General features: G+C 74.7%; 15 protein-coding genes and 1 pseudogene. 1 reads left to right on the top strand and 15 read right to left on the bottom strand.

The window, feature by feature from the left end; genetic code table 11:
* The 8 genes from tmk to ACWGSR_RS05130 form a co-directional block, all read right to left on the bottom strand.
* Nucleotides 1-2707, bottom strand: a 2707-nt coding sequence (tmk, locus tag ACWGSR_RS05165; RefSeq protein WP_453563627.1) for a dTMP kinase, incomplete at its 3' end; no start/stop codon positions are given.
* A 151-nt stretch (nt 2708-2858) separates the two neighbouring features.
* Nucleotides 2859-5708, bottom strand: a complete 2850-nt coding sequence (gene topA / locus ACWGSR_RS05160) for a type I DNA topoisomerase (protein ID WP_453563625.1) — start codon at nt 5706-5708, stop codon at nt 2859-2861.
* A gap of 272 nt (nt 5709-5980) precedes the next feature.
* Nucleotides 5981-6178 carry a hypothetical protein gene (locus ACWGSR_RS05155; protein ID WP_366373622.1) on the bottom strand — a complete coding sequence of 66 codons (198 nt, stop codon included), beginning with the start codon at nt 6176-6178 and terminating at the stop codon, nt 5981-5983.
* Between the two features lie 677 nt (nt 6179-6855).
* Nucleotides 6856-8442, bottom strand: a complete 1587-nt coding sequence (locus ACWGSR_RS05150) for a DUF7059 domain-containing protein (protein ID WP_453563673.1) — start codon at nt 8440-8442, stop codon at nt 6856-6858.
* Nucleotides 8443-8662: 220 nt separating this feature from the next.
* Nucleotides 8663-9343: a small secreted protein gene (locus ACWGSR_RS05145; RefSeq protein ID WP_453563622.1), complete on the bottom strand. Its 681-nt coding sequence runs from the start codon at nt 9341-9343 to the stop codon at nt 8663-8665.
* 162 nt (nt 9344-9505) lie between these two features.
* Nucleotides 9506-11866 (bottom strand): sodium-translocating pyrophosphatase, encoded by a 2361-nt coding sequence (locus ACWGSR_RS05140; protein WP_453563671.1) that lies wholly within the window; start codon nt 11864-11866, stop codon nt 9506-9508.
* 347 nt (nt 11867-12213) lie between these two features.
* Nucleotides 12214-12672, bottom strand: coding sequence for an ATP-binding protein (locus ACWGSR_RS05135; RefSeq protein ID WP_366373614.1), 459 nt, complete (start codon nt 12670-12672; stop codon nt 12214-12216).
* Nucleotides 12673-12687: 15 nt separating this feature from the next.
* Complete coding sequence (locus ACWGSR_RS05130; RefSeq protein ID WP_030205962.1) at nt 12688-13041, bottom strand: STAS domain-containing protein; 354 nt, start codon at nt 13039-13041, stop codon at nt 12688-12690.
* Nucleotides 13042-13121: 80 nt separating this feature from the next.
* Here ACWGSR_RS05130 and ACWGSR_RS05125 point away from each other — a divergent pair, with 80 nt between their 5' ends.
* A complete protein-coding gene (locus ACWGSR_RS05125) occupies nt 13122-15893 on the top strand; it encodes a DEAD/DEAH box helicase (protein ID WP_453563619.1) in 2772 nt (923 codons plus the stop codon).
* A gap of 40 nt (nt 15894-15933) precedes the next feature.
* Here ACWGSR_RS05125 and ACWGSR_RS05120 read toward each other — a convergent pair.
* From ACWGSR_RS05120 to ssd, 7 genes and pseudogenes are all read right to left on the bottom strand, one after another.
* Nucleotides 15934-16167: pseudogene (locus tag ACWGSR_RS05120) on the bottom strand (Rv3654c family TadE-like protein); the annotation flags it as partial.
* Nucleotides 16168-16244: 77 nt separating this feature from the next.
* Nucleotides 16245-16769 carry a TadE family type IV pilus minor pilin gene (locus ACWGSR_RS05115; RefSeq protein ID WP_453563617.1) on the bottom strand — a complete coding sequence of 175 codons (525 nt, stop codon included), beginning with the start codon at nt 16767-16769 and terminating at the stop codon, nt 16245-16247.
* Between the two features lies 1 nt (nt 16770).
* Nucleotides 16771-17004, bottom strand: coding sequence for a DUF4244 domain-containing protein (locus tag ACWGSR_RS05110; RefSeq protein WP_376233739.1), 234 nt, complete (start codon nt 17002-17004; stop codon nt 16771-16773).
* A gap of 176 nt (nt 17005-17180) precedes the next feature.
* A complete protein-coding gene (locus ACWGSR_RS05105) occupies nt 17181-17957 on the bottom strand; it encodes a type II secretion system F family protein (protein WP_453563614.1) in 777 nt (258 codons plus the stop codon).
* Entirely contained in the window at nt 17957-18835 is an 879-nt protein-coding gene (locus tag ACWGSR_RS05100) for a type II secretion system F family protein (RefSeq protein WP_453563611.1), read from the bottom strand. Before ACWGSR_RS05100 ends, ACWGSR_RS05105 begins: the two co-directional genes overlap by 1 nt.
* Nucleotides 18832-20007 (bottom strand): TadA family conjugal transfer-associated ATPase, encoded by a 1176-nt coding sequence (locus ACWGSR_RS05095; protein WP_453563609.1) that lies wholly within the window; start codon nt 20005-20007, stop codon nt 18832-18834. Before ACWGSR_RS05095 ends, ACWGSR_RS05100 begins: the two co-directional genes overlap by 4 nt.
* A complete protein-coding gene (gene ssd, locus ACWGSR_RS05090; protein WP_453563606.1) occupies nt 20004-21074 on the bottom strand; it encodes a septum site-determining protein Ssd in 1071 nt (356 codons plus the stop codon). The genes ACWGSR_RS05095 and ssd overlap by 4 nt, the downstream gene beginning before the upstream one ends.
* Between the last annotated feature and the right edge of the window lie 449 nt (nt 21075-21523).

Below are 21523 nucleotides of genomic sequence, written 5' to 3'. Positions count from 1 at the left end.
CCTTCGCGGCGGCCTCGGCCGCGAGCCTCTCCGCGGCCGCCTTCGCCGCGGCCTCCTCCGCCGCCTTCGCGGCGGCGGCGGCCTCGGCGGCCCGGCGGGCCTCCTCGGCGCGGAGCAGGGCCTCCTCGGCCTTGCGCTGCTTCTCCAGGCGGCGCGCCTCGGCCTCGGCCCGCAGCCGGGCCTCCTCCTCGGCCTCCTTGCGGAGCCGCTCCTCCTCTTCCTTGCGGGCCTTCTCCTCCGCCGCGAGGCGCTTGCGCTCCTCCTCGGCGGCGATCCGCTCCTCCTCGGCCTTCCGGCGGGCCTCCTCCGCCTGCCGTTCGGCCTCCAGGCGGCGCGCCTCTTCCTCCTCGCGCCGCTTGCGCTCCTCCTCCTCGGCGCGCAGCTTGGCGAGCTGCGCCTGGCGCTCGCGCTCCAGGCGCTCCTCCTCGGCCTTGCGGGCGGCCTCCTCCTCGGCCCTGCGCCGCGCCTCCTCCTCCGCCTTGCGGCGGGCCTCCTCGGCGGCCTTCACCTCGGCCTCGGAGAGCGGCAGCATCCGGTCGAGCCGGTGGCGCACGACGGTGGTGACGGCCTCCGGCTCCTGGCCGGCGTCGACGACGAGGTAGCGGCTGGGGTCGGCGGCCGCGAGGGCGAGGAAACCGGCCCGCACGCGCGCGTGGAACTCCGGCGGCTCGGACTCCAGCCGGTCGGGCGCCTCGGTGAACCGTTCCCGCGCGGTCTCCGGGGAGACGTCGAGCACGACGGTCAGGTGCGGGACGAGGCCGTCGGTGGCCCAGCGGGAGATGCGGGCGATCTCGGTCGGGGAGAGGTCGCGGCCCGCGCCCTGGTAGGCGACGGACGAGTCGATGTACCGGTCGGAGAGGACGATCGCGCCCCGCTCCAGGGCCGGCCGGACCAGCGAGTCGACGTGCTCGGCGCGGTCGGCCGCGTACAGGAGGGCCTCGGCCCGGTTCGAGAGCCCCGCCGACGACACGTCGAGGAGGATCGAGCGGAGCCGCTTGCCGATCGGCGTGGCGCCGGGCTCGCGGGTGACGACGACCTCGTGGCCCTTGGCCCGGATCCAGTCGGCGAGCGCCTGGACCTGGGTGGACTTCCCGGCGCCGTCGCCGCCCTCCAGGGCGATGAAGAAGCCGGTCGGGGACGGCGCCTGGGCCGGGTCGGAGCCGCGCAGCGCGTCGCGCAGGTCGCGCCGGAGCGGGACGCCCGCCCGGTCGTCGGCCTTCGCGAGGACGAGCGCGGCGACCGGGAGCAGCAGGGCGCCGGTGAGGGCGAGCGTGAAGGCGGCGCCGCCGTGCTCCAGGACGGAGCTGCCGGAGGCGAGCCGGTGCGGCCCGATAGCGGCGGCGAGCAGCGGGGCGACGAGCGCGCCGACGCCCATCGCGAAGCGGGCGGTGGCCTGGAGGTGCTCGGTGGTCCGGGCCCGGCGGGGCTCCTCGGTTTCCTGGTCGATCAGGACGTGGCCGGTGCGGGCGGCGACCCCGGCCGCGTATCCGGCGAGGACGGAGAGGAACAGGACGGTCGCCGTGTCCGGGACCAGGCCCGCGGCGATCAGGGCGACCCCGGTGACGGTGATCGCGAGGGCGAGCAGCCGGCGCCGGGACAGGACGGGCAGCACGGAGCCCGCGGTGCGGATGCCGACGGCGGTGGCGCCGCTGAGGGCCAGGATCAGGAGGGCGTACGCGACGGGGCCGCCGCCCAGGTCGTCCGCGTGGAGCACGGCGACGGACGCGGCCGCGGCGATCGCCCCGGCGACGGTGGCGCAGGCGAGGACGAGGAGGGACAGGACCCCGGTGCGGCCGGCCTTCTCCGCGGCACCGCCCTTGCCGCCCTTGCCGCCCTTGTCGCCCTTGTCGTCCTTGTCGGGGTCCGTCGTCTTCGCGGACGGCCGGCGCAGCCCCTCCAGGGGCGACCGGGGCCGGGGGGTCCCCCCGCCGGGCAGGGCCATCGCGTACAGGACGGTGACGGAGGCGGCGAACAGGCCGGCGGCGACGTACGAGCCGAGGGCGGCGCTGTGCAGCGAGAACCAGTCGAGTCCGACGCCCAGCAGCTCGCCGACGAGCGTGGCGACGAGCAGGACGACGGCCGCGGCCGGGACGGACAGGAAGCCGGTGCGCAGGGACAGCGTGCGCAGCGCGCCGAGGTGGTCGGGCAGCGGCCGTACGGCGGCGCCCTCCGGCGGCGGGGCGGGCAGCAGCGCGGGCGCGGCGCCCTCGCGGCTGATCGTCCAGAGCCGTTCGGCCGCGCCGGTGACGAAGACGGTGCCGAGCAGGTACCAGAGGGCGCTGCCGGGGGTCCAGTCGATCCACAGCGGCGCGATGACGAGGAGCGCGATCCGCACGCCGTCGGCGCCGATCATGGTCCAGCGCCGGTCGAGCTTCCCGCCGGGCCCGGTGAGGGCGATGAGCGGTCCGAGGAGGACGGCCCCGAAGAGGACCGAGGCCAGCAGGCGCGCGCCGACGACGGCGGCCACGGCGAACGCGGCCCCCCGGTAGCCGCCCCCGAGCGCGTCCTCCGTCACGGCCGCCTGGAAACCGAGGAGGACGAGGACGAGGAGGGCGAGGGCGTCGCCGGTACTGCCGAGCAGATGGGCGCTCCACAGCCGGCGCAGCGGCTGGTGGCGCAAGAGGGCGCGTACGGCGCGCTCCCGGGAATCCGCGACGAGTGCGGCGTCGGAATCGCCGAGACGGTCTGGCTGCTCTGCTCGCGTCATCCGTCCACCCTATCCGGACGGCCTTACTCCCCGTGGCCCCCGCCCGAACATCCGGACGAGGCTGTGACAGGAGGGAGACGGAGGGGACGGCGAAGGGGCGGAGGCCGTCGGCCCCCGCCCCTCGTGGTCGTCCCGGGTCGCCCCGGAGGGACTACTCCGTCTTCGCGGACGCCGTCTTCGCGGACGCGGTGGTCTTCTTCGCCGCCGCGGTCTTCGCCGTCGTGCTCTTCGCCGCCGTCGTCTTCTTCGCGGCCGTCTTCTTGGCCGCCGTCTTCTTGGCGGGGGTGGCCTTCTTCGCGGCCGTCTTCTTCGCCGGGGCCTTCTTGGCGGTCTTCTTGGCCGGTCCCTTGGCCCGCTTCTCCGCGAGGAGCTCGTAACCGCGCTCGGGCGTGATCGTCTCCACGCTGTCGCCGGTCCGCAGCGTCGCGTTCGTCTCGCCGTCGGTCACGTACGGGCCGAACCGCCCGTCCTTGACGACCACGGGCTTCTCGCTGACCGGGTCGGTGCCCAGCTCCTTCAGCGGCGGCTTGGCCGCGGCCCGGCCCCGCTGCTTCGGCTGGGCGTAGATCGCGAGGGCCTCGTCGAGCGTGATGCTGAAGAGCTGCTCCTCGTCGGTGAGCGACCGCGAGTCCGTGCCCTTCTTCAGGTACGGGCCGTAGCGGCCGTTCTGCGCGGTGATCTCGACGCCCTCGGCGTCCGCGCCGACGACCCGGGGCAGGGACATCAGCTTGAGCGCCTCCTCCAGGGTCACCGTGTCGAGGGACATCGACTTGAAGAGCGAGGCGGTGCGCGGCTTGACCGCGTTCTTGCCGGTCTTCGGGGTGCCCTCGGGCAGGATCTCGGTGACGTACGGGCCGTAGCGGCCGTCCTTCGCGACGATCTGGTTGCCGCTGACGGGGTCGGCGCCCAGCTCGAAGTCGCCGCTCGGCTTGGCGAGCAGCTCCTCGGCGAGCTCGACGGTCAGCTCGTCGGGCGCGAGGTCGTCGGGCACGTCGGCCTTCTGGTACTCCTCCTGGCCCTTCTCGCCGCGCTCCACGTACGCGCCGTAGCGGCCGACGCGGAGCACGATGCCGTTGCCGACGGGGAAGGAGGAGATCTCGCGCGCGTCGATGGCGCCGAGGTCGGTGACGAGCTCCTTGAGGCCGCCGAGGTGGTCGCCGTCGCCGTTCCCGGCGTCCGCCGCGCCGCCCTCGCCCGCGGTCCCGCCCTCGCCGAAGTAGAAGCGCTTCAGCCACGGCACGGACTGGGCCTCGCCGCGCGCGATGCGGTCGAGGTCGTCCTCCATGCGGGCGGTGAAGTCGTAGTCGACGAGCCGCCCGAAGTGCTTCTCCAGGAGGTTGACGACGGCGAAGCTCAGGAAGGACGGCACGAGCGCCGTGCCCTTCTTGAAGACGTAGCCGCGGTCGAGGATGGTGCCGATGATCGAGGCGTACGTCGACGGGCGGCCGATCTCGCGCTCTTCCAGCTCCTTGACCAGCGAGGCCTCGGTGTAGCGGGCCGGCGGCTTGGTCGCGTGGCCGTCCGCCGTGATCTCCTCGGCGGACAGCGCGTCGCCCTCGGCGACCTGCGGCAGGCGCCGCTCGCGGTCGTCGAGCTCGGCGTTCGGGTCGTCGGCCCCCTCCACGTACGCCTTCATGAAGCCGTGGAAGGTGATGGTCTTGCCGGAGGCGCTGAACTCGGCGTCGCGGCCGTCGGAGGCCCGGCCGCCGATCTTCACGGTGACCGAGTTTCCGGTCGCGTCCTTCATCTGGGAGGCGACGGTCCGCTTCCAGATCAGCTCGTACAGCTTGAACTGGTCGCCGGTCAGACCGGTCTCCGCCGGAGTGCGGAAACGATCACCCGAAGGCCGGATCGCCTCGTGCGCCTCCTGCGCGTTCTTGACCTTGCCCGCGTAGACGCGGGGCTTCTCCGGCAGGTAGTCGGCTCCGTACAGGTGCGTGACCTGCGCCCGGGCCGCCGAGACGGCGGTGTCGGACAGGATCGTGGAGTCCGTACGCATGTAGGTGATGAAGCCGTTCTCGTACAGCTTCTGCGCCACCTGCATGGTCGCCTTCGCACCGAAGCCCAGCTTGCGGCTCGCCTCCTGCTGGAGGGTGGTGGTCCGGAAGGGGGCGTACGGGGAGCGGCGGTACGGCTTCGACTCGACCGAGCGCACGGAGAACGCGGTGTCGGCGAGCGCGGCGGCGAGCGCCCGCGCGTTCTGCTCGTCCAGGTGGAGGACGTTCGCGGTCTTCAGCTGCCCGTCGGGGCCGAAGTCGCGGCCCTGCGCGACGCGCCGGCCGTCGACCGCCGCGAGGCGCGCGACCAGCGAGGACGGGTCGGAGGCGTCACCCTTGCGGCCGGTGGAGAAGGTGCCGGTGAGGTCCCAGTACTCGGCGGAGCGGAAGGCGATGCGCTCGCGCTCGCGCTCGACGACGAGCCGGGTGGCGACGGACTGCACGCGGCCTGCGGAGAGCCGGGGCATGACCTTCTTCCACAGGACCGGCGAGACCTCGTAGCCGTAGAGGCGGTCGAGGATGCGGCGGGTCTCCTGGGCGTCGACCATGCGCTGGTTGAGCTCGCGCGGGTTGGCGACGGCGGCCTGGATCGCGTCCTTGGTGATCTCGTGGAAGACCATCCGGTGGACCGGGACCTTGGGCTTCAGGACCTCCTGGAGGTGCCACGCGATGGCCTCGCCCTCGCGGTCCTCATCGGTGGCGAGGTAGAGCTCGTCGGACTCGGCGAGCAGCTCCTTGAGCTTCCTGACCTGCGCCTTCTTGTCGGCGTTGACGACGTAGACGGGCTGGAAGTCGTGCTCGACGTCGACCCCGAGGCGGCGCACCTCGCCGGTGTACTTCTCGGGCACCTCGGCGGCGCCGCTGGGGAGGTCGCGGATGTGCCCGACGCTCGCCTCGACGACGTAGCCGGGGCCGAGGTAGCCCTTGATCGTCTTCGCCTTGGCAGGCGACTCGACGATGACGAGTCGGCGGCCGCCGTGTGCGGTCTCGCTGGTCGGGGACAACTTCGCTCTTCTCTCCGGTTCGGCACTCTCAGGGCACGTACGGCGCGCGTACCGGGCACGTACGGCGCCGGCACGCACGGCAGCGGCACGGACGGTGACGCTCCCGTCGCTGCGGAGTGTGACGGTACAACCCGCCCCCGTGTCAAACGGCAAAAGCCCGCAACGGCCACTCGAACGGTAACCCGAGTCCTGGCATTCCTGCCGCCCGGACTCCCGGACCGGCGGGGCGGGGCGTGCGCGCCGGTGATCGGCGGCGGGACCGGAGGAGGAGGTCAGAGGCGCCCGAAGCACCAGACGCCGAGGGCGAGGGAGGCGGCCCCGGAGAGGCTCGTCAGCGCGACCGCGGTGCGCGGCGGGATGCCGTGCGCGACGGGCTCGCGGTGCAGCGCGCGCACGGTGGTCCACAGCAGCAGCGCGCCTCCGAACAGCGTGAACGCCGCTCCCGCGAAGATCGCCGGCCCGCTCTCCATGCCCGTACCCCGTTCCGTCCACGTGCGGTGATTCGTCTCCCGGAGGGGAGGCTCGCACCCCCGGAAGACGCGGGCGCGAACTCCAGGTGAACGCCGTGGGCCACCCGGCCGGGTTTCACGAAGATGGCCGGTAGTGACCCGCCCCTCACTCCTCCCGCTCCCGCCGCTCCCCCGCCTGCCCCCTCATCTGTCGCTCATGTCACTCCCCTCTTTCCTCACACCGCGACGCACGCATCACGCCGCTCGCATCACGCCGACGCGGCCCGGTGCCGGCGCGTACGAAGAGGCCGACGAGCGGTCCGTCGGTCGTGTCGCCCCGCGCGCGGGAGGCGGAAGCCGCGGAGGCGGCGTTTCCGCGGAGGGGGAGCGGTCGTCGGCGGCGTCCGTCCACCCGCGCGGGTGGACGGAGAGGAAAACCTGGAAGAGGGGCCCGACCAGCGGTGTTCCGACGGGCATCGGCGGGGCGGCCACGTCGGACGGCGCCCGGCGGGAGATCGTTCCGCCGACGGCCACGAGCCGGGCGGCACCGGGAAACGGAACATGCGTGCCCGGCCTTTCGGGCCCGGACGAAGGGCCCGATCCGGATCAGGCGTGCGGCGCGACCCTCGTCGAACGGCCGGCGCGGTCCGCGTCGAACGGCCGGTTCGCCCCGTGTCGAACGGCCGGCCCGACCCGTCTCACGCGCCCTCTTCCGCGGCCCCTTCCCCGACGGGCAGCAGGAAGCCCTCCTCGACGAGGAGCCGGATCGCCTGCGGGGTGCGGTCGCGCAGCAGGACCGGGTCCTCGCCCATCAACTGGCCGATGGCGTCGAGGATGCGGCCCGCGCTGAGAGTGCCGTCGCAGACTCCGGCGAACCCTGCGCCGACGTGGTCCACCCGGGTCGCGCGGCGCATGCCCCGGTTCTGCCGGAGCACCACGTGCTCCGGGTCCTCGGCGCCGGGCAGGCCGACCTGCTCCTGGACCACCTCGGGCGCGAGCGTGAACCGGTCGGCGAGGAGGGCGGCGTCGTCGTGGGTCCGCAGGTAGTCCTGGCGCTCGAAGTGGGCGCGGACGGTGGGTCCGAGGGGCTGCTCGACCGGGTGCGGCCACTCCTCGATCACGATCGAGGGCTCGACCGCGCCGGACGCCACCGCTCCGTTCCGCCGGATCGTGATCCAGCCGAAGCCGACCGCGCGCGTCTTGCGGGCCTCGAACTCGTCGAGCCAGCGGGCGTACGCGGCCCGGTAGGCGGCCGGGTCGCCCCGGTGGTCACCGCTGTCCCGCAGCCACAGCTCGGTGTACTGGGTGACGTCCTGGACCTCCCGCTGCACGATCCAGGCGTCGCAACCGCGCGGCACCCAGGACCGCAGCCGCTCCTGCCACTCCTCGCCGTCCACGTGCTGCCAGTTGGCGAGGAACTGGGCGTACCCGCCGTCGTTCAGCCGCTCGCCCGCCTGCTGCACGAGCGTGCGGCACAGGTCGTCACCGCCCATCCCGCCGTCCCGGTAGGTGAGTCCGGCGCCGGGGGAGATCACGAACGGCGGGTTGGAGACGATCAGGTCGTACGTGTCGTCACCGACCGGCTCGAAGAGCGAGCCCGCGACCAGCTCGGCCTCCGTGGCCCCGGAGAGGGCGAGCGTGAGCCGGGTGAAGTCCAGGGCGCGCGGGTTGAGGTCGGTGGCGGTGACCCGGGTGGCGTGCTGGGCGGCGTGCAGCGCCTGGATGCCGGAGCCGGTGCCGAGGTCGAGCGCGGAGGAGACCGGCGTACGGACGGTGATGCCGGCCAGGGTGGTGGAGGCGCCGCCGACGCCGAGGACGACCCCCTCGTCCTTTTTGCCGATGCCGCCGGCGCCGCCGACGGCGCAGCCCAGGTCGGAGACGATGAACCAGTCCTCGCCGTCGGGCCCGCCGTACGGCCGGACGTCGACGGTGGCGCGCACGGTGTCGTCCTCGCGGACCACCCAGCCGTCGGCGACGGCCTCGTCCAGCGGGAGCGCGGCGGCGGCCCGGGCGTGCTCCACGGGCTCCTGGAGCAGGAAGAGCCGGACGAGGGTCTCCAGCGGGCTGTCACCGCCGGTGGCGCGCAGAGCGGGCACGGTCTCGCTGCGGGCGAGCGCCGCGTAGGCGGGGGCGCCGAGCAGGTCGAGCAGGCCGTCGGCGGTGAAGTCGGCGGCGAGCAGCGCCTCGCGCAGATGGGTGGCGTGCGCGGGCACCGGGAGGCGGGAAGTCAGGCTGGTCGTACTCACCGCCCCATTGTGACAACCGCCACCGACATCGGCCGCCATCGACATCGGCGGCCACCGGTATCGGCGGCCACCGGTGTCGGCGGCCACCGGTGTCGGCATCGGTAGCCGCCGATGCCGATACCCATGCCGGACGGCAGCCGTCCGATCGGCCCTCCTCCCCCGTTCGCCCGCCCTCCGCGGCCCGGGGGCCGGAGGACGGACGGAACGGTCGGAGGGCGTACGGAACGGTCGGAGGGCGTACGAACGGGCCTCTGGAGGCCTACTCCTCGCTCTTGGCGGCCGTGGCCGACCCGCTCGGCTTCGCGGACGTCCCCTGGACGGGCTCGGCGGCGCCGCCCGCGTCCGCGGTGGCGCCGGCGCCCGGGGCGGCGGAGCCCGAGGACTTCGGCGGGGTCGAGGCGGTGGGCTTCTGGCAGCCGGGCTGCTTGGCCATCGCCTTGCCGAGTTCGCCCTCCTCCAGCTTGGCGAGGGCGTTCTGGTCCATCTTCTCGATCCTGGTCAGCCCGTTGGCGACGTTCTGGAGGCCGTCCGCGAACTTCTGCTGGTTCGACGGGTCCAGGGCGTCGACCTGCTTCTTGAGCCCCTCGTAGGCCACCGCGGTCTCGTTGAGCTCCTTGATCGCGTCCTGCTTGATCTTCTCGCCGTTGTCGACGGGCGGGGCGCCGGCGCTCTCGACGGCCTTCGCGAGGGCGCGGTCGGCGTTGGCGATGTCCTGGAACGCCTTCGAGTCCGCGGCCTGGATCTCGGCGGGCTTGCTGTCGGCCGCCGTCGAGATGATGATCTGGTGGGCGTCGGCCCGCTTCTGGATCTGGGGCTTGGCCTGGTCGCAGAACGTCTTCGCCCAGTCGTCCACCTTGTTGCCCTCGTCGTCGCTGCAACCCGACAGCGCGAGCACCAGTACCGCGCCGCCGGACAGTGCGGCCGCAAGCTTTTTGTTCACCGGATCGGTCCCTTCCAAGGCTCTCGGCCCCGGAACATACACGCCGAACGGGCTACTTCCACCTTTCGTACAACCGATTCATCCGCTATTGAAGCCTTTTGAACCAAGGGAGAGACCGCTCACGTCTCCCCCGCCGTCTCCCTGGGCGAGACGGATCCCGCGTCAGGAGACCTCCACCGAGCGCCTCTTGGAGAGGAGCACGGCGGCGACGACGACGAGCAGCGCGACCGCGGCGACGGCTCCCCTCGCCCAGGCGTTCGCGTCGTCCCCGTGGCCGAACCGCACGATCGCGGGGGCGATGAGGAGCGCGACCAGGTTCATCACCTTCAGGAGCGGGTTGATCGACGGTCCCGCCGTGTCCTTGAACGGGTCGCCGACGGTGTCCCCGATGACGGTCGCCGCGTGCGCCTCGCTGCCCTTGCCGCCGTGGTTCCCGTCCTCGACCAGCTTCTTCGCGTTGTCCCAGGCGCCACCGGAGTTGGCGAGGAAGACCGCCATCAGCGCCCCCGTCCCGATCGCCCCGGCGAGGTACGCGCCGAGCGGGCCGACGCCGAGCGCGAAGCCCACCGCGATCGGGGCCGTCACGGCGAGCAGGCCGGGCGTGGCGAGTTCGCGCAGCGCGTCCTTGGTGCAGATGTCGACGACCCGTCCGTACTCCGGCTTCTCGGTGAAGTCCATGATCCCGGGGTGCTCGCGGAACTGCCGCCGCACCTCGTACACCACCGATCCCGCCGACCGGGACACGGCGTTGATCGCGAGGCCCGAGAAGAGGAAGACGACCGAGGAGCCGAGGATCAGGCCGAAGAGGTTGTTGGGCTGCGAGATGTCCATCGAGAGCGTCAGCCCGCCCGCCTCCGCGCCGACGTCGGCGACCGCGGTCGCGATGGCGTCCCGGTACGAGCCGAAGAGCGCGGCGGCCGCCAGGACGGCGGTGGCGATGGCGATGCCCTTGGTGATGGCCTTGGTCGTGTTGCCGACGGCGTCCAGGTCGGTCAGGACCCGCGCGCCCGCGCCCTCGACGTCCCCGGACATCTCCGCGATGCCCTGGGCGTTGTCCGCGACCGGACCGAAGGTGTCCATGGCGACGATCACGCCGACGGTGGTGAGCAGACCCGTCCCGGCGAGCGCGACCGCGAAGAGCGCCAGCATGATCGAGGTCCCGCCGAGCAGGAACGCCCCGTAGACGGTGAGCCCGATCAGGAGCGCCGTGTAGACGGCGGACTCCATGCCGAGGGCCACGCCCGCGAGGACGACGGTCGCGGGGCCGGTGAGCGAGGACTTCCCGATGTCCCGTACGGGCCGCCGGTTCGTCTCGGTGAAGTAGCCGGTGAGCTGCTGGATGAGCGCGGCGAGGACGATGCCGAGGGCGACGGCGACCAGGGCGAGGACGCGCGGGTCGCCCCCGTGGCCGGGGATGCCCGGCTCGGTGACGCCCTCCAGGTCGGCGTAGGAGGACGGCAGGTAGGCGAAGGCGGCCACGGCGACGAGCCCGAGCGAGATCACCGCCGAGACGAGGAAGCCGCGGTTGACCGCGCTCATCCCGCCGCGGTCGGTCCGCCGGGGCGAGACGGCGAGGACGCCGATCACGGCGGTGACCACGCCGATCGCGGGCACGATCAAGGGGAAGGCGAGGCCGTGGTCGCCGAAGGCCGCCTTGCCGAGGATGAGCGCGGCGACGAGGGTGACGGCGTACGACTCGAAGAGGTCGGCCGCCATGCCGGCGCAGTCGCCGACGTTGTCCCCCACGTTGTCGGCGATGGTGGCGGCGTTGCGCGGGTCGTCCTCGGGGATGCCCTGCTCGACCTTGCCGACCAGGTCGGCGCCGACGTCGGCGGCCTTGGTGAAGATGCCGCCGCCCACGCGCATGAACATGGCGATGAGCGCCGCGCCGAGCCCGAACCCCTCCAGGACCTTGGGCGCGTCGGCGGCGTAGACGAGGACGACGCAGGCGACACCGAGCAGCCCGAGGCCGACGGTGCACATGCCGACGACCCCGCCCGTGCGGAAGGCGATCCGCATGGCCCGGTGCGCGACCTCGGCCGGGTCCTTCTCCGGTTCGCCCGGCGCCGGGGCGGCGTCCCTGGCCGCCGCGGCGACCCGGACGTTCGCCCGTACGGCGAGCCGCATGCCGATGTACCCGGTGACCGCCGAGAACAACGCCCCGACCAGGAAGAACAGGGACCGTCCGGCGCGCTGCGACCAGGTGTCGGCGGGCAGCGCGAAGAGCAGGAGGAACACGACGGCGGCGAAGAGGGCGAGGGTGCGCAGCTGCCGCGCGAGGTAGGCGTTGGCCCCCTCCTGCACGGCGGCGGCGATCTCCCGCATCCTCTCGGTGCCCTCGCCGGCCGCGAGCACCCGGCGGGCGAAGAACCACGCGACGACCAGCGCGGCGAGGGCGACGGCCGCGACGACGACCACGATCACCCGGTTCCCGCTGGTGAGCACCGCCGCGGCGAGGGGAGCCGGGTCCGCGGGGCCCTTGAGGAGGAAAGCGGGGCCCGTGGCGAGGGAAGCCGGATCCATGGGGAGGGAGGCGGGGCCCATGGGGAGGAGAGCCGGATCCATGGGAAGGGAAACGGGGCCCATGGGGAGGAGAGCCGGATCCATGGGAAGGGAAACGGGGTCCATGGGGAGGAGAGCCGGGTCCGGGGCGAGGGAAGCGGGGTCCGTGGGGGCGGATCGGTCCATGGGGACGGATCATAGGGAGACGAACCGGCACATACGGGGACCCGGAAGACCCCCGCGCGGATGCACCAATCACGGCCGCCCCGCCCTGGACCGGGCGCACCGGGGTACGAGAAGAGGCCCCGCAGGGCGGGGCCTCTTCTCGTACTGCCGCTACCGCCGCGTCCCGCGGGTCCGGGCGTGTCTCAGGACAGGACGCCCGCCGGGCTCACCGGCCAGGTCATGCGGAGGGTGCCGCCGTCGGTGCCGGCGCTCACCTCGACGTCGTCGACGAGCCCGCGGATCACCGCGAGACCCATCTCGTCCTCGCCGTCGGCGTCGTCGAAGTCCTCGACCGGGGCCTCGGCGCGCGCGCCGGGAACCCCGACGGCATCGGCCGCCGCCACCCCCGCACCCGGCACCTCGTCGCCGACCTCGATGGAGAAGGACTTCTCCTCCTCGGTCAGGACGACCCGGATGGGGGTCGTGACGTCGTTGCTGCGGTGCAGCCCGACGGCACGGGAACACGCCTCGCCGACGGCGAGGCGCACCTCGTCGAGGACCGCCTCGTCCACCCCCGCCCGGCGCGCCACCGCGGCCGCCACCAGGCGGGCCGTCCGGACGTGCTCGGGCTGGGCGCTGAAGCGGAGTTCAACGGTGGCCATGCGAACCCCCTGGGCTCAGTCGACGGCGTTGACGGCCTCGTCGACCGAGGTGTGGATCGGGAACACCTTGGTGAGACCCGTGATCCGGAAAATCTTGAGAATGCGCTCCTGGTTGCAGACGAGGCGCAGCGAGCCCTCGTGGGCACGGACGCGCTTCAGGCCGCCGACGAGCACACCGAGGCCGGTGGAGTCGAGGAAGTCCACGCTCTCCATATCGACGACCAGGTGGTAGCTGCCGTCGTTCACCAACTCGACCAACTGCTCGCGCAGCTTGGGCGCGGTATACACATCAATCTCGCCACCGACCTCGACGACCGTACGGTCACCACCAGCGCCGGTCACATTGCGAGTCGACAGGGACAGGTCCACGGATCCTCCAGCACCTTGCTATCGGGCGATCGTTCTCTCGGGGCTCCCGGACGGGGCCGAGGAACGGATCGCCAGCCGCGATGGCATTCAATCACTTACCCACAGCCATGCACGACGCCTTGGAAGCATTGTCCGTCATGGCAGTGACACACTCGATGCCGATGGCCAAGAATCACCGCCCCAGTCGTCCCGCCGGGGACAAGGGCAGCCGCCCCTCTCCCGGCATGGTCCTCGACCGGCTCTCCTCGGGCGAGAGCCGAGCCGCGCGCATCACTCATACGGAGCACATGCCCGCCCGGGCGGGTCGTCATGCGGTCTGGCCGCACCGCATCCGTCCGGAGGTGATCGCGGCGATCCAGGAGGCCGGGATCGAGCACCCGTGGGCCCATCAGGCACAGGCCGCCGAGCACGCCCTCGACGGCGAGTCCGTGGTGATCGCCACCGGTACCGCCTCGGGCAAGTCGCTCGCCTACCTCGCCCCGGTCCTCACCACCCTCCTGGACGGCTCCGAGGCCCCCAACGGGCGCGGGGCCACCGCCCTCTACCTCGCCCCCACCAAGGCCCTCGCCGCCGACCAGCGGCGCGCCGTGCGGGAACTGGCCGCCCCGCTCGGCAACCGGATCCGCCCCGCCCTCTACGACGGCGACACGCCGGTCGAGGAGCGCGAGTGGGTCCGCCAGTACGCGAACCTCGTCCTGACCAACCCCGACATGCTGCACCGGGGCGTCCTGCCCTCCCACCCCCGGTGGTCCTCCTTCCTGCGCGCCCTGCGCTACGTCGTGATCGACGAGTGCCACACCTACCGGGGCGTCTTCGGCTCCCACGTCGCCCAGGTGCTGCGGCGCCTGCGCCGGATCTGCGCCCGGTACGGCTCCGAGCCGGTCTTCCTCCTCGCCTCGGCCACCTCCGCCGACCCCGCCCGGGCCGCCGGCCGCCTCATCGGCCTGCCGGTCACCGAGGTCTCCGACGACGCCTCCCCGCGCGGCGAGCTGGTCTTCGCGCTGTGGGAGCCGCCGCTGACCGAGCTGCACGGGGAGCGCGGCGCGCCCGTCCGCCGCACGGCCACCGCCGAGACCGCCGACCTGCTGACCGACCTGACCCGGCAGGGCGTCCGCTCGGTCGCCTTCGTACGCTCCCGGCGCGGCGCCGAGCTGATCTCGGTGATCGCCCAGGAACGCCTCGCCGAGACCGACCGCGCCCTGGCCCGCCGCGTCGCCGCCTACCGGGGCGGCTACCTGCCCGAGGAGCGCCGCGCCCTGGAGCGGTCCCTGCACTCCGGGGAGCTCCTGGGCCTGGCCGCCACGACCGCCCTGGAGCTGGGCGTGGACGTCTCCGGCCTGGACGCCGTCCTGATCGCCGGATACCCGGGCACCCGGGCCTCCCTGTGGCAGCAGGCGGGCCGCGCCGGCCGCTCGGGCGAGGGCGCCCTCGCGATCATGGTCGCCCGGGACGACCCGCTGGACACCTTCCTGGTCCACCACCCGGAGGCGATCTTCGAACAGCCGGTCGAGTCGACCGTCCTGGACCCCGACAACCCCTACGTCCTCGCCCCCCACCTGTGCGCCGCGGCGGCGGAGCTGCCGCTGACCGAACCCGACCTGGCCCTCTTCGGCCCGGCCGTCCCCGGCCTGCTCCCCCAGCTGGAGACCGCCGGCCTGCTGCGCCGCCGTTCCACCGGCTGGTACTGGACCCGCCGCGAGCGGGCCGCGGACCTCACCGACATCCGGGGCGGCGGCAGCAGCCCGGTGCGGATCGTGGAGGCCGGCACCGGCCGCCTCCTCGGCACGGTCGACGAGGCCGCCTCCCACACCTCCGTCCACGAGGGCGCCGTCCACCTCCACCAGGGCCGCACCTACCTGGTGCGGGAACTCGACCTCAAAGACTCCGTGGCCCTCGTGGAGGAGGCCGTCCCGCCGTACTCCACCACCGCCCGCGACACCACCTCCCTCTCCGTCCTCGACACCGACACCGAGATCCCCTGGGGAGCCGGCCGCCTCTGCTACGGCTCCGTCGAGGTCACCAACCAGGTCGTCTCCTTCCTCCGTCGCCGCCTCATCACGGGCGAGGTGCTCGGCGAGACCAAGCTCGACCTGCCGCCCCGCACCCTGCGCACCCGCGCCGTCTGGTGGACGGTCACCGAGGACCAGCTCGACGCCGCCCGGATCAACCCGGAGATCCTCGGCGGCGCCCTGCACGCCGCCGAACACGCCTCCATCGGCATGCTGCCGCTCTTCGCCACCTGCGACCGCTGGGACATCGGCGGCGTCTCCGTACCGCTCCACCCCGACACCCTGCTGCCCACCGTCTTCGTGTACGACGGGCACCCGGGCGGCGCGGGCTTCGCCGAGCGGGCCTTCCACACGGCCCGCGCCTGGCTGACGGCCACCCGGGAGGCCATCGCCTCCTGCGAGTGCGAGGCGGGCTGCCCCTCCTGCATCCAGTCCCCGAAGTGCGGCAACGGCAACGACCCCCTCCACAAGCGCGGCGCGGTCCGCCTCCTCACGGAACTCCTCCGCGAGGCCCCGGAGGACCGGGAGACGGGGGAGGAAGGCCGGGAGCGGTCGGAGGGCCGGGAGCCCGGGGAAGGTCGGGAGCGGCCCGGGAGCCGGGAGCCGGGGGAAAATCGGGAGCGGTCGGAGGGCCGGAAGGCGCCTGCCCGCCCGGGGGCGCCTGCGGGCTCGGAGGCGGCACCGGCCGACCCGGCCGACCCGGCGGACCCTGCAGGCCCTGCGGATCCGACGGATCCGACGGACCCTGCGGACTCTGCGGACCCGTCAGGCCCTGCGAACCCGTCAGGCCCTGCGGACCGGACAGGCCCGGCGGGAGTCCCGGGGGCCCCGCCCGCGACCTGACCTCCGGCCGGTACGGGCCCCGCACCACCCGCGCGGCCACCTCGGCCAGCTCGCCCCGCACCGCGCACCGCACCAGCTCGGCACCCTGCGCGCCGGCCACCCGGGAGGCGGCGGCGCACGCCTCGGCCTCGCCCCACAGGGCCCGGTCGGCGGCAGCGAGGGCGGCCAGATCGGCGGCCCCGCCGGCCCGGTGCCGGGCCGCCACCGCCTGGCCGAGGGCGAGCACCACCCCGAACACCACGCACAGCGCACAGGCCGCGAACGCCGTCCACACGGTCGCCACACCCCGGTCACCCCGGTCACCCCGGTCACCCTGGCGGCCGGGGCGGCCGGGGCGGCGACGCCCGGCTGTCACGGCGGGCCCCCTAGCCCCGCTCCCCCGAGCCCCGCTCCCTCGAGCCCCGCTCCCTCGACCGCAGGCTCCCCGGCTCCCGGTCCCCCGGTGCCGGGGTCCCCGAGCCCCAGGTCCCCGTCCGTGTCCGTCGCGCCCTCCGCGGGAACCCCGGCGCCCTCCCCGAGGAACCCGGTGTCCTCCGCGAGGGCCGCCGCGTCCGCCCGCAGGGTGAGGCCCAGGCCCCGGGGGCCGGGGGCCGCCGCCTCCACCGTCACCCGCCACAGCTCGCCCGAACGCGTCACCGACACCCGGGCGCCCTCGGGTGCCGCGGTCCTCGCGGCAGCCTCCGCTGCGGCCACCGGCTCGGAACGGGCCGCCGCCCGCGCCCCCGCCCGCGCCGCGTCCACGCACCGGATCTGCGCGGCGGCCGCGACCAGCGCCCAGAGCAGGGTCACCGTGAACAGCGCCAGGACGGGCAGGACCATCGCCGCCTCCACGGTCGCGAAGCCCCGGTCGGAACGACGCGTCTCAGAACGACGCATGTCAGAACGACGCATCGAGCGCCTTCCCGATCATCGACTCCAGCGCTCCCGAGACCGTCCCGCTGGTCACGACCTTGTAGAGCACCGCGGCGAACGCCGCCGCCGCGATCGTCCCCACCGCGTACTCGGACGTGCTCATCCCCTCGTCGCGGCGCGCGGCCTCCCGCCGCGCCCGCCACCATCCGCCGACCCGCTCCTTGACCACCGCTGCCACCACTGCCGCCGTAACCGCCATGTCGTTCTCCTCGTCGCGTTCCGTCATGCCGTGTCTCGGCATGCCGTGTCTGGTCGTGCTGTGTCTGGTCGTGCCGTGTCTCGTCGTGCTGTGTCTCGTCGTGCTGTGTCTCGTCGTGCCGTGTCTCGTCGTGCCGTGTCTCGTCGTGCGTGTCTCGTCGTCGTTCTCATGCGTGCTCATCCGCGCAGCAGGCCCGTCGCGAGGCCGATCACCACCGGGGCCACGCCCACCGCCAGGAAGGCCGGCAGGAAGCAGAGCCCCACGGGTGCGCTGATCAGGACCTGGGCCCGGCGCGCCCCGGCCGCCGCCGTACGGGCGCGGGCCGCTCTCAGGGCCGTCGCGTACCGCGCCACGGCCTCCGCCGAGGGCGCTCCCGAGGAACCGGACCGCTCCAGGCACCGGGCGAGCCCCGCGGCGCCCGGTATGGCGCCGAACCTCCGCCACACCTCGGCCGGTTCGCCGCCGAGGCGCAGTTCGGCCGCCGTGCGGGTCAGGCGCTCGCCGAGCGGGCCGCCCAGCGACCGGCCCACCGCCTCCACCGCCTCTCCCGGCCCGGCTCCCGAGGCGGCGCAGGCCGCCAAGAGATCGGCTGCGAGCGGCAGATGCCGTACCGCCTCCTCCTCGTCGCCGTCCGGGTCGGACGGCGCCCGGCGGCCGGGGATCCGCCCTCGCACCCCGCAGGCCACCAGGACTCCCGCGCCCAGACCGGCGGTCCCGCCGAGGAGCGCCCAGCCGAGGCCGACCGCCACGGCCGGCACCGCCCAGAGCCCCACCCACGGCGGCAGCCCCGCCCGGGCCTTCCGGGGTGACGCGGCGGGCGTCCCGAGGAGGTTCCGTGCCCGCCTCCGCGTCCGGCGCGCCCACACCTCGCGCAGCACCTCGCGAACGCCTTGCGCACACAGGCACACCGCCGCCGTCAGGAGCGCCCCCGTCTGAAGAACGTCCAGCGGCATCACGCCCGCTCCCCTCCTCGTACGATCCGCGCGGCCCACCAGAGACCGGCCGCCTCCAGGACCCCGCCGACGGCCAGGCAGCCCAGGCCGGCCGGGGTGTGGAGCAGCACCCGCAGCGGGTCGGCTCCGAGGGCCGTACCGAGGGCGAGTCCCGCCGCCGGGAGCAGCGCGAGGACGGTGACCGTGGCCCAGGCCCCGGCCAGTTCGGCCCGCAACCGCTCCCGCTGCTCGTGGTGGCCCCGCAGGGAGGCCTCCAGCCGGTCCAGTCCGGCGGCCAGGCCCGCTCCCCCGTCGACGGCCACCTGCCAGCAGGCCGCCATGCCCGCGAGGCCGTCGGCGCCGTCCTGCCGGGATGCCCTCCGCAGGGCCTCCGGTACGTCCCCGCCGAACCGGGCCGCCGCGAGCACCCGCGCTTCCTCGCCGCCCAGGGCGCCGGTCTCCCGGGCCGCGAAGGACAGCGCCTGCGCGGGCTGCCAACCGGCCCGCAGCTCCCCGACGACCGCCCCGCACAGGGCCGCGACCCGCTCGGCCCGCGCCTCCTCCTCCCTCCGCCGCCCGGCGGCCCGCAGCCGCCGCCCGACCAGGGGCACCGCGAGCGCCCCCGCCACCAGCGGCAGCGGCGACTCCCCGAGCAGCGCGACGGCCCCCGCCACCGGCAGGCACAGCCACGCGCGCCGCCCCCGCAGCAGGACCTGCCCGCGCTCGACCACCACCGCCCACGCACCGACGCCGGACCTCTCGGGCAGGCCGCCCGCGAGCACGGCCCGCGCCCGGCCGGCCCCGCGCCGCCGTTCGACCACCCACCACAGGGCGAGCCCCGCGCAGAGCGCCGCCACACCCTGCGCCGCGGCCCGTACCGCTTCCGGATCCGCCGTCACCGCGCTCCTCCTCCGATCAGTGCCCTCAACCGCTCCCAGCCCCGCTCCCGTTCGAACCCGGACGCGCCCCACCGCAGCGCGGGAACCGTCCGCACCAGCCCCTCCCGGTCGCGCTCCAGGACGTGGACCTCGGCGATCCGCCGCCGCCCGTCCCGGTCCCGCACGAGGTGCAGCACGACGGAGAGCCCGGCGCCCAACTGGCTGTGCAGGGCGGCCCGGTCGAGCCCGGCCGCCGTCCCCAGGGCTTCGAGCCGGGCCGGTACGTCCGCCGCCGTGTTGGCGTGCACCGTCCCGCAGCCCCCTTCGTGGCCCGTGTTGAGGGCCGCGAGGAGGTCCACGGCCTCCCCGCCGCGCACCTCGCCGACCACCAGCCGGTCGGGCCGCATCCGCAGCGCCTGCCGGACCAGGTCCCGCAGGGTGACGAGCCCGGCGCCCTCCTGGTTGGCGGGCCTCGCCTCCAGGCGCACCACGTGCGGGTGATCGGGCCGCAGCTCCGCCGAGTCCTCGGCGAGCACGATCCGCTCCCGCTCCCCCACCAGGCCGAGCAGGGAGGCGAGGAGCGTGGTCTTGCCCGTGCCCGTGCCGCCGCTGACGAGGTACGAGACCCGGGCGTCGATCAGGGCCCGCAGGACCCGGGCGCCGCCGGGCGGCACCGTGCCCGCCTCGGCCAGCTCGTCCAGGGAGAAGGCGCGCGGGCGCACCACCCGCAGCGAGAGGCAGGTCGAGCCGACCGCCACCGGCGGCAGCACCGCGTGCATGCGGGTGCCGTCGGGGAGCCGGGCGTCCACCCAGGGGCGGGCGTCGTCGAGCCTGCGTCCGGCGACGGCCGCGAGCCGCTGCGCGAGCCTGCGGACGGCGGCGGCGTCGGGGAAGGACACCGGGGCCCGTTCGAGTCCGGTGCCCCGGTCCACCCACACCCGGTCGGGGGCGGAGACCAGGACGTCGGTGACCGCCGGGTCGGCGAGCAGGGGTTCGAGGGGGCCGGTGCCGATCAGCTCGCACCGCAGCTCCTCGGCCGCCCCGAGCACCTCCGCGTCGCCGAGCAGCCGTCCCTGGGCCCGCAGCGCCGCCGCGACCCGGGCCGGGGTGGGCTCGGCCCCGCTGGCCGCGAGCCGCTGCCGTACGGCGTCGAGCAGGCCCGTACCGCCGCTTCCGTCCCAGGCCCCGGTCACGCCGCACCGCCGGGCGTGAGCGCGCGCTCCCAGAAGGCGGCGCAGAACCGGCCGAGCGGCCCCCGGGGCTCGGCGCCCGGCGGGAGCCCCGCGTCCTGGTCGGCCACGATCCCCGGGTCGTAGGGGAGTTCGCCGACGAGCGGCAGCCGCAGCGCGTCGGCGACCCACCGCTCGTCGAGCCCCGTCGCGTACGGCCCGCGCACCACGGCCCGCAGGTCGCGCACGGCGGCCCCGAGGGTCGAGGCCACCCGGTGGGCCGCCGCGACGGCCCTCAACTCCCCGGGCACGACGAGCAGTCCGAGATCGAGCTGGGCCAGGGCCTCGGCGGTCGGCCGGTCGCCCCCGCGCGGCAGGTCGACCACGACGACCCCGCCCCGGCGGCGGGCGGCGGCGAGCACGGACCGCACGGCCTCGGGCGGCACCGGCGGCGCGGGCTCCCTGCCCCAGCTGAGCACCCGGACGCCCCGCACCGACGGCAGGGACTCCTCCAGGGCGCCGCCCGCGAGGCGGCCCTTCGAGGCGGCGAAGTCGGGCCACCGCCTGCCCTCCTCGCGCTCGCCGCCGAGCAGCACGTCGAGCCCGCCGCCCAGCGGGTCGCCGTCGACGAGGAGGGTGCGCCGCCCGGTCCTGACGGCGGCGAGGGCGAGGCCGCAGGCCAGGGTGGAGGCGCCCGCGCCCCCGCGCCCGCCGACGACACCGACGGTCAGCGCCTGCCGGTCCACCCCCTCGGCCGCGTCGGCGATGCGGTCCACGAGGAGTCCCTCGGCGTCCGGGAGCCGCAGCACGCACTCCGCGCCGATCTCCACGGCGAGCCGCCACACCTCCGGATCGTCCCGGTCGCGCCCGACGAGGACGGTCCCCGGCCGGCGCACCGCTCCCCGGCAGCGGGCGGCGACGTCGTCACCGACCAGGACGAGCGGCGGGTCCGTCCAGCTCGCCCGCCGCTCGGGCACCCGGTGGTGCACCTCGGGGTCGACCCCGGCCGCCGCGCACAGCCGGAGGAGGTCGTCGAGCAGCCCGAGGTCCTCGGTGACGATCAGCGGCCCGGCCCGCCGCACCTCGTCCACGTCCCGCGCCTCCGGCCCGGGGATCTCCGCCCGCCGCGGACCGACTCCTCGCGAACCGACTCCCTGCCGACCGACTCCTCGCGAACCGACTCCCCCAGGGCCGGCGTCCCGCGCCCCGGCTCCTCCCGGCAACGTGCCCCGGACCGTGCTCCCGGTCCCGGAAGTCCTGGATGCCTCCACGGCGCACCCCTCTCGTGATTCCCGCCGTCGCGAACTTCGCGACAGGAATCACCGTGGGGCCGCCCGGGAAATCGTGGGGATCCCACCGAAAAACTGTGGATAAGGGCGGGCCTGTGAATAACTGCGCCACCCCTCCGGAGACTGCCCGGAACGCATCCTGCCGGTTACTCTGAGTGAGGAATCAGGAGCGCGACAGCCCGATGTCCGGCCGGCGGCCGAGGGGCGAAGAGAAGGGAGCGGGCGATGTCACTCAGGCCCGAAACGGCTCC

This window comes from Streptomyces sp. NPDC055632 (assembly GCF_053618675.1).
Note: the sequence above shows the minus strand (reverse complement) of the source record. Positions and strands in the feature narration are given on the sequence as shown.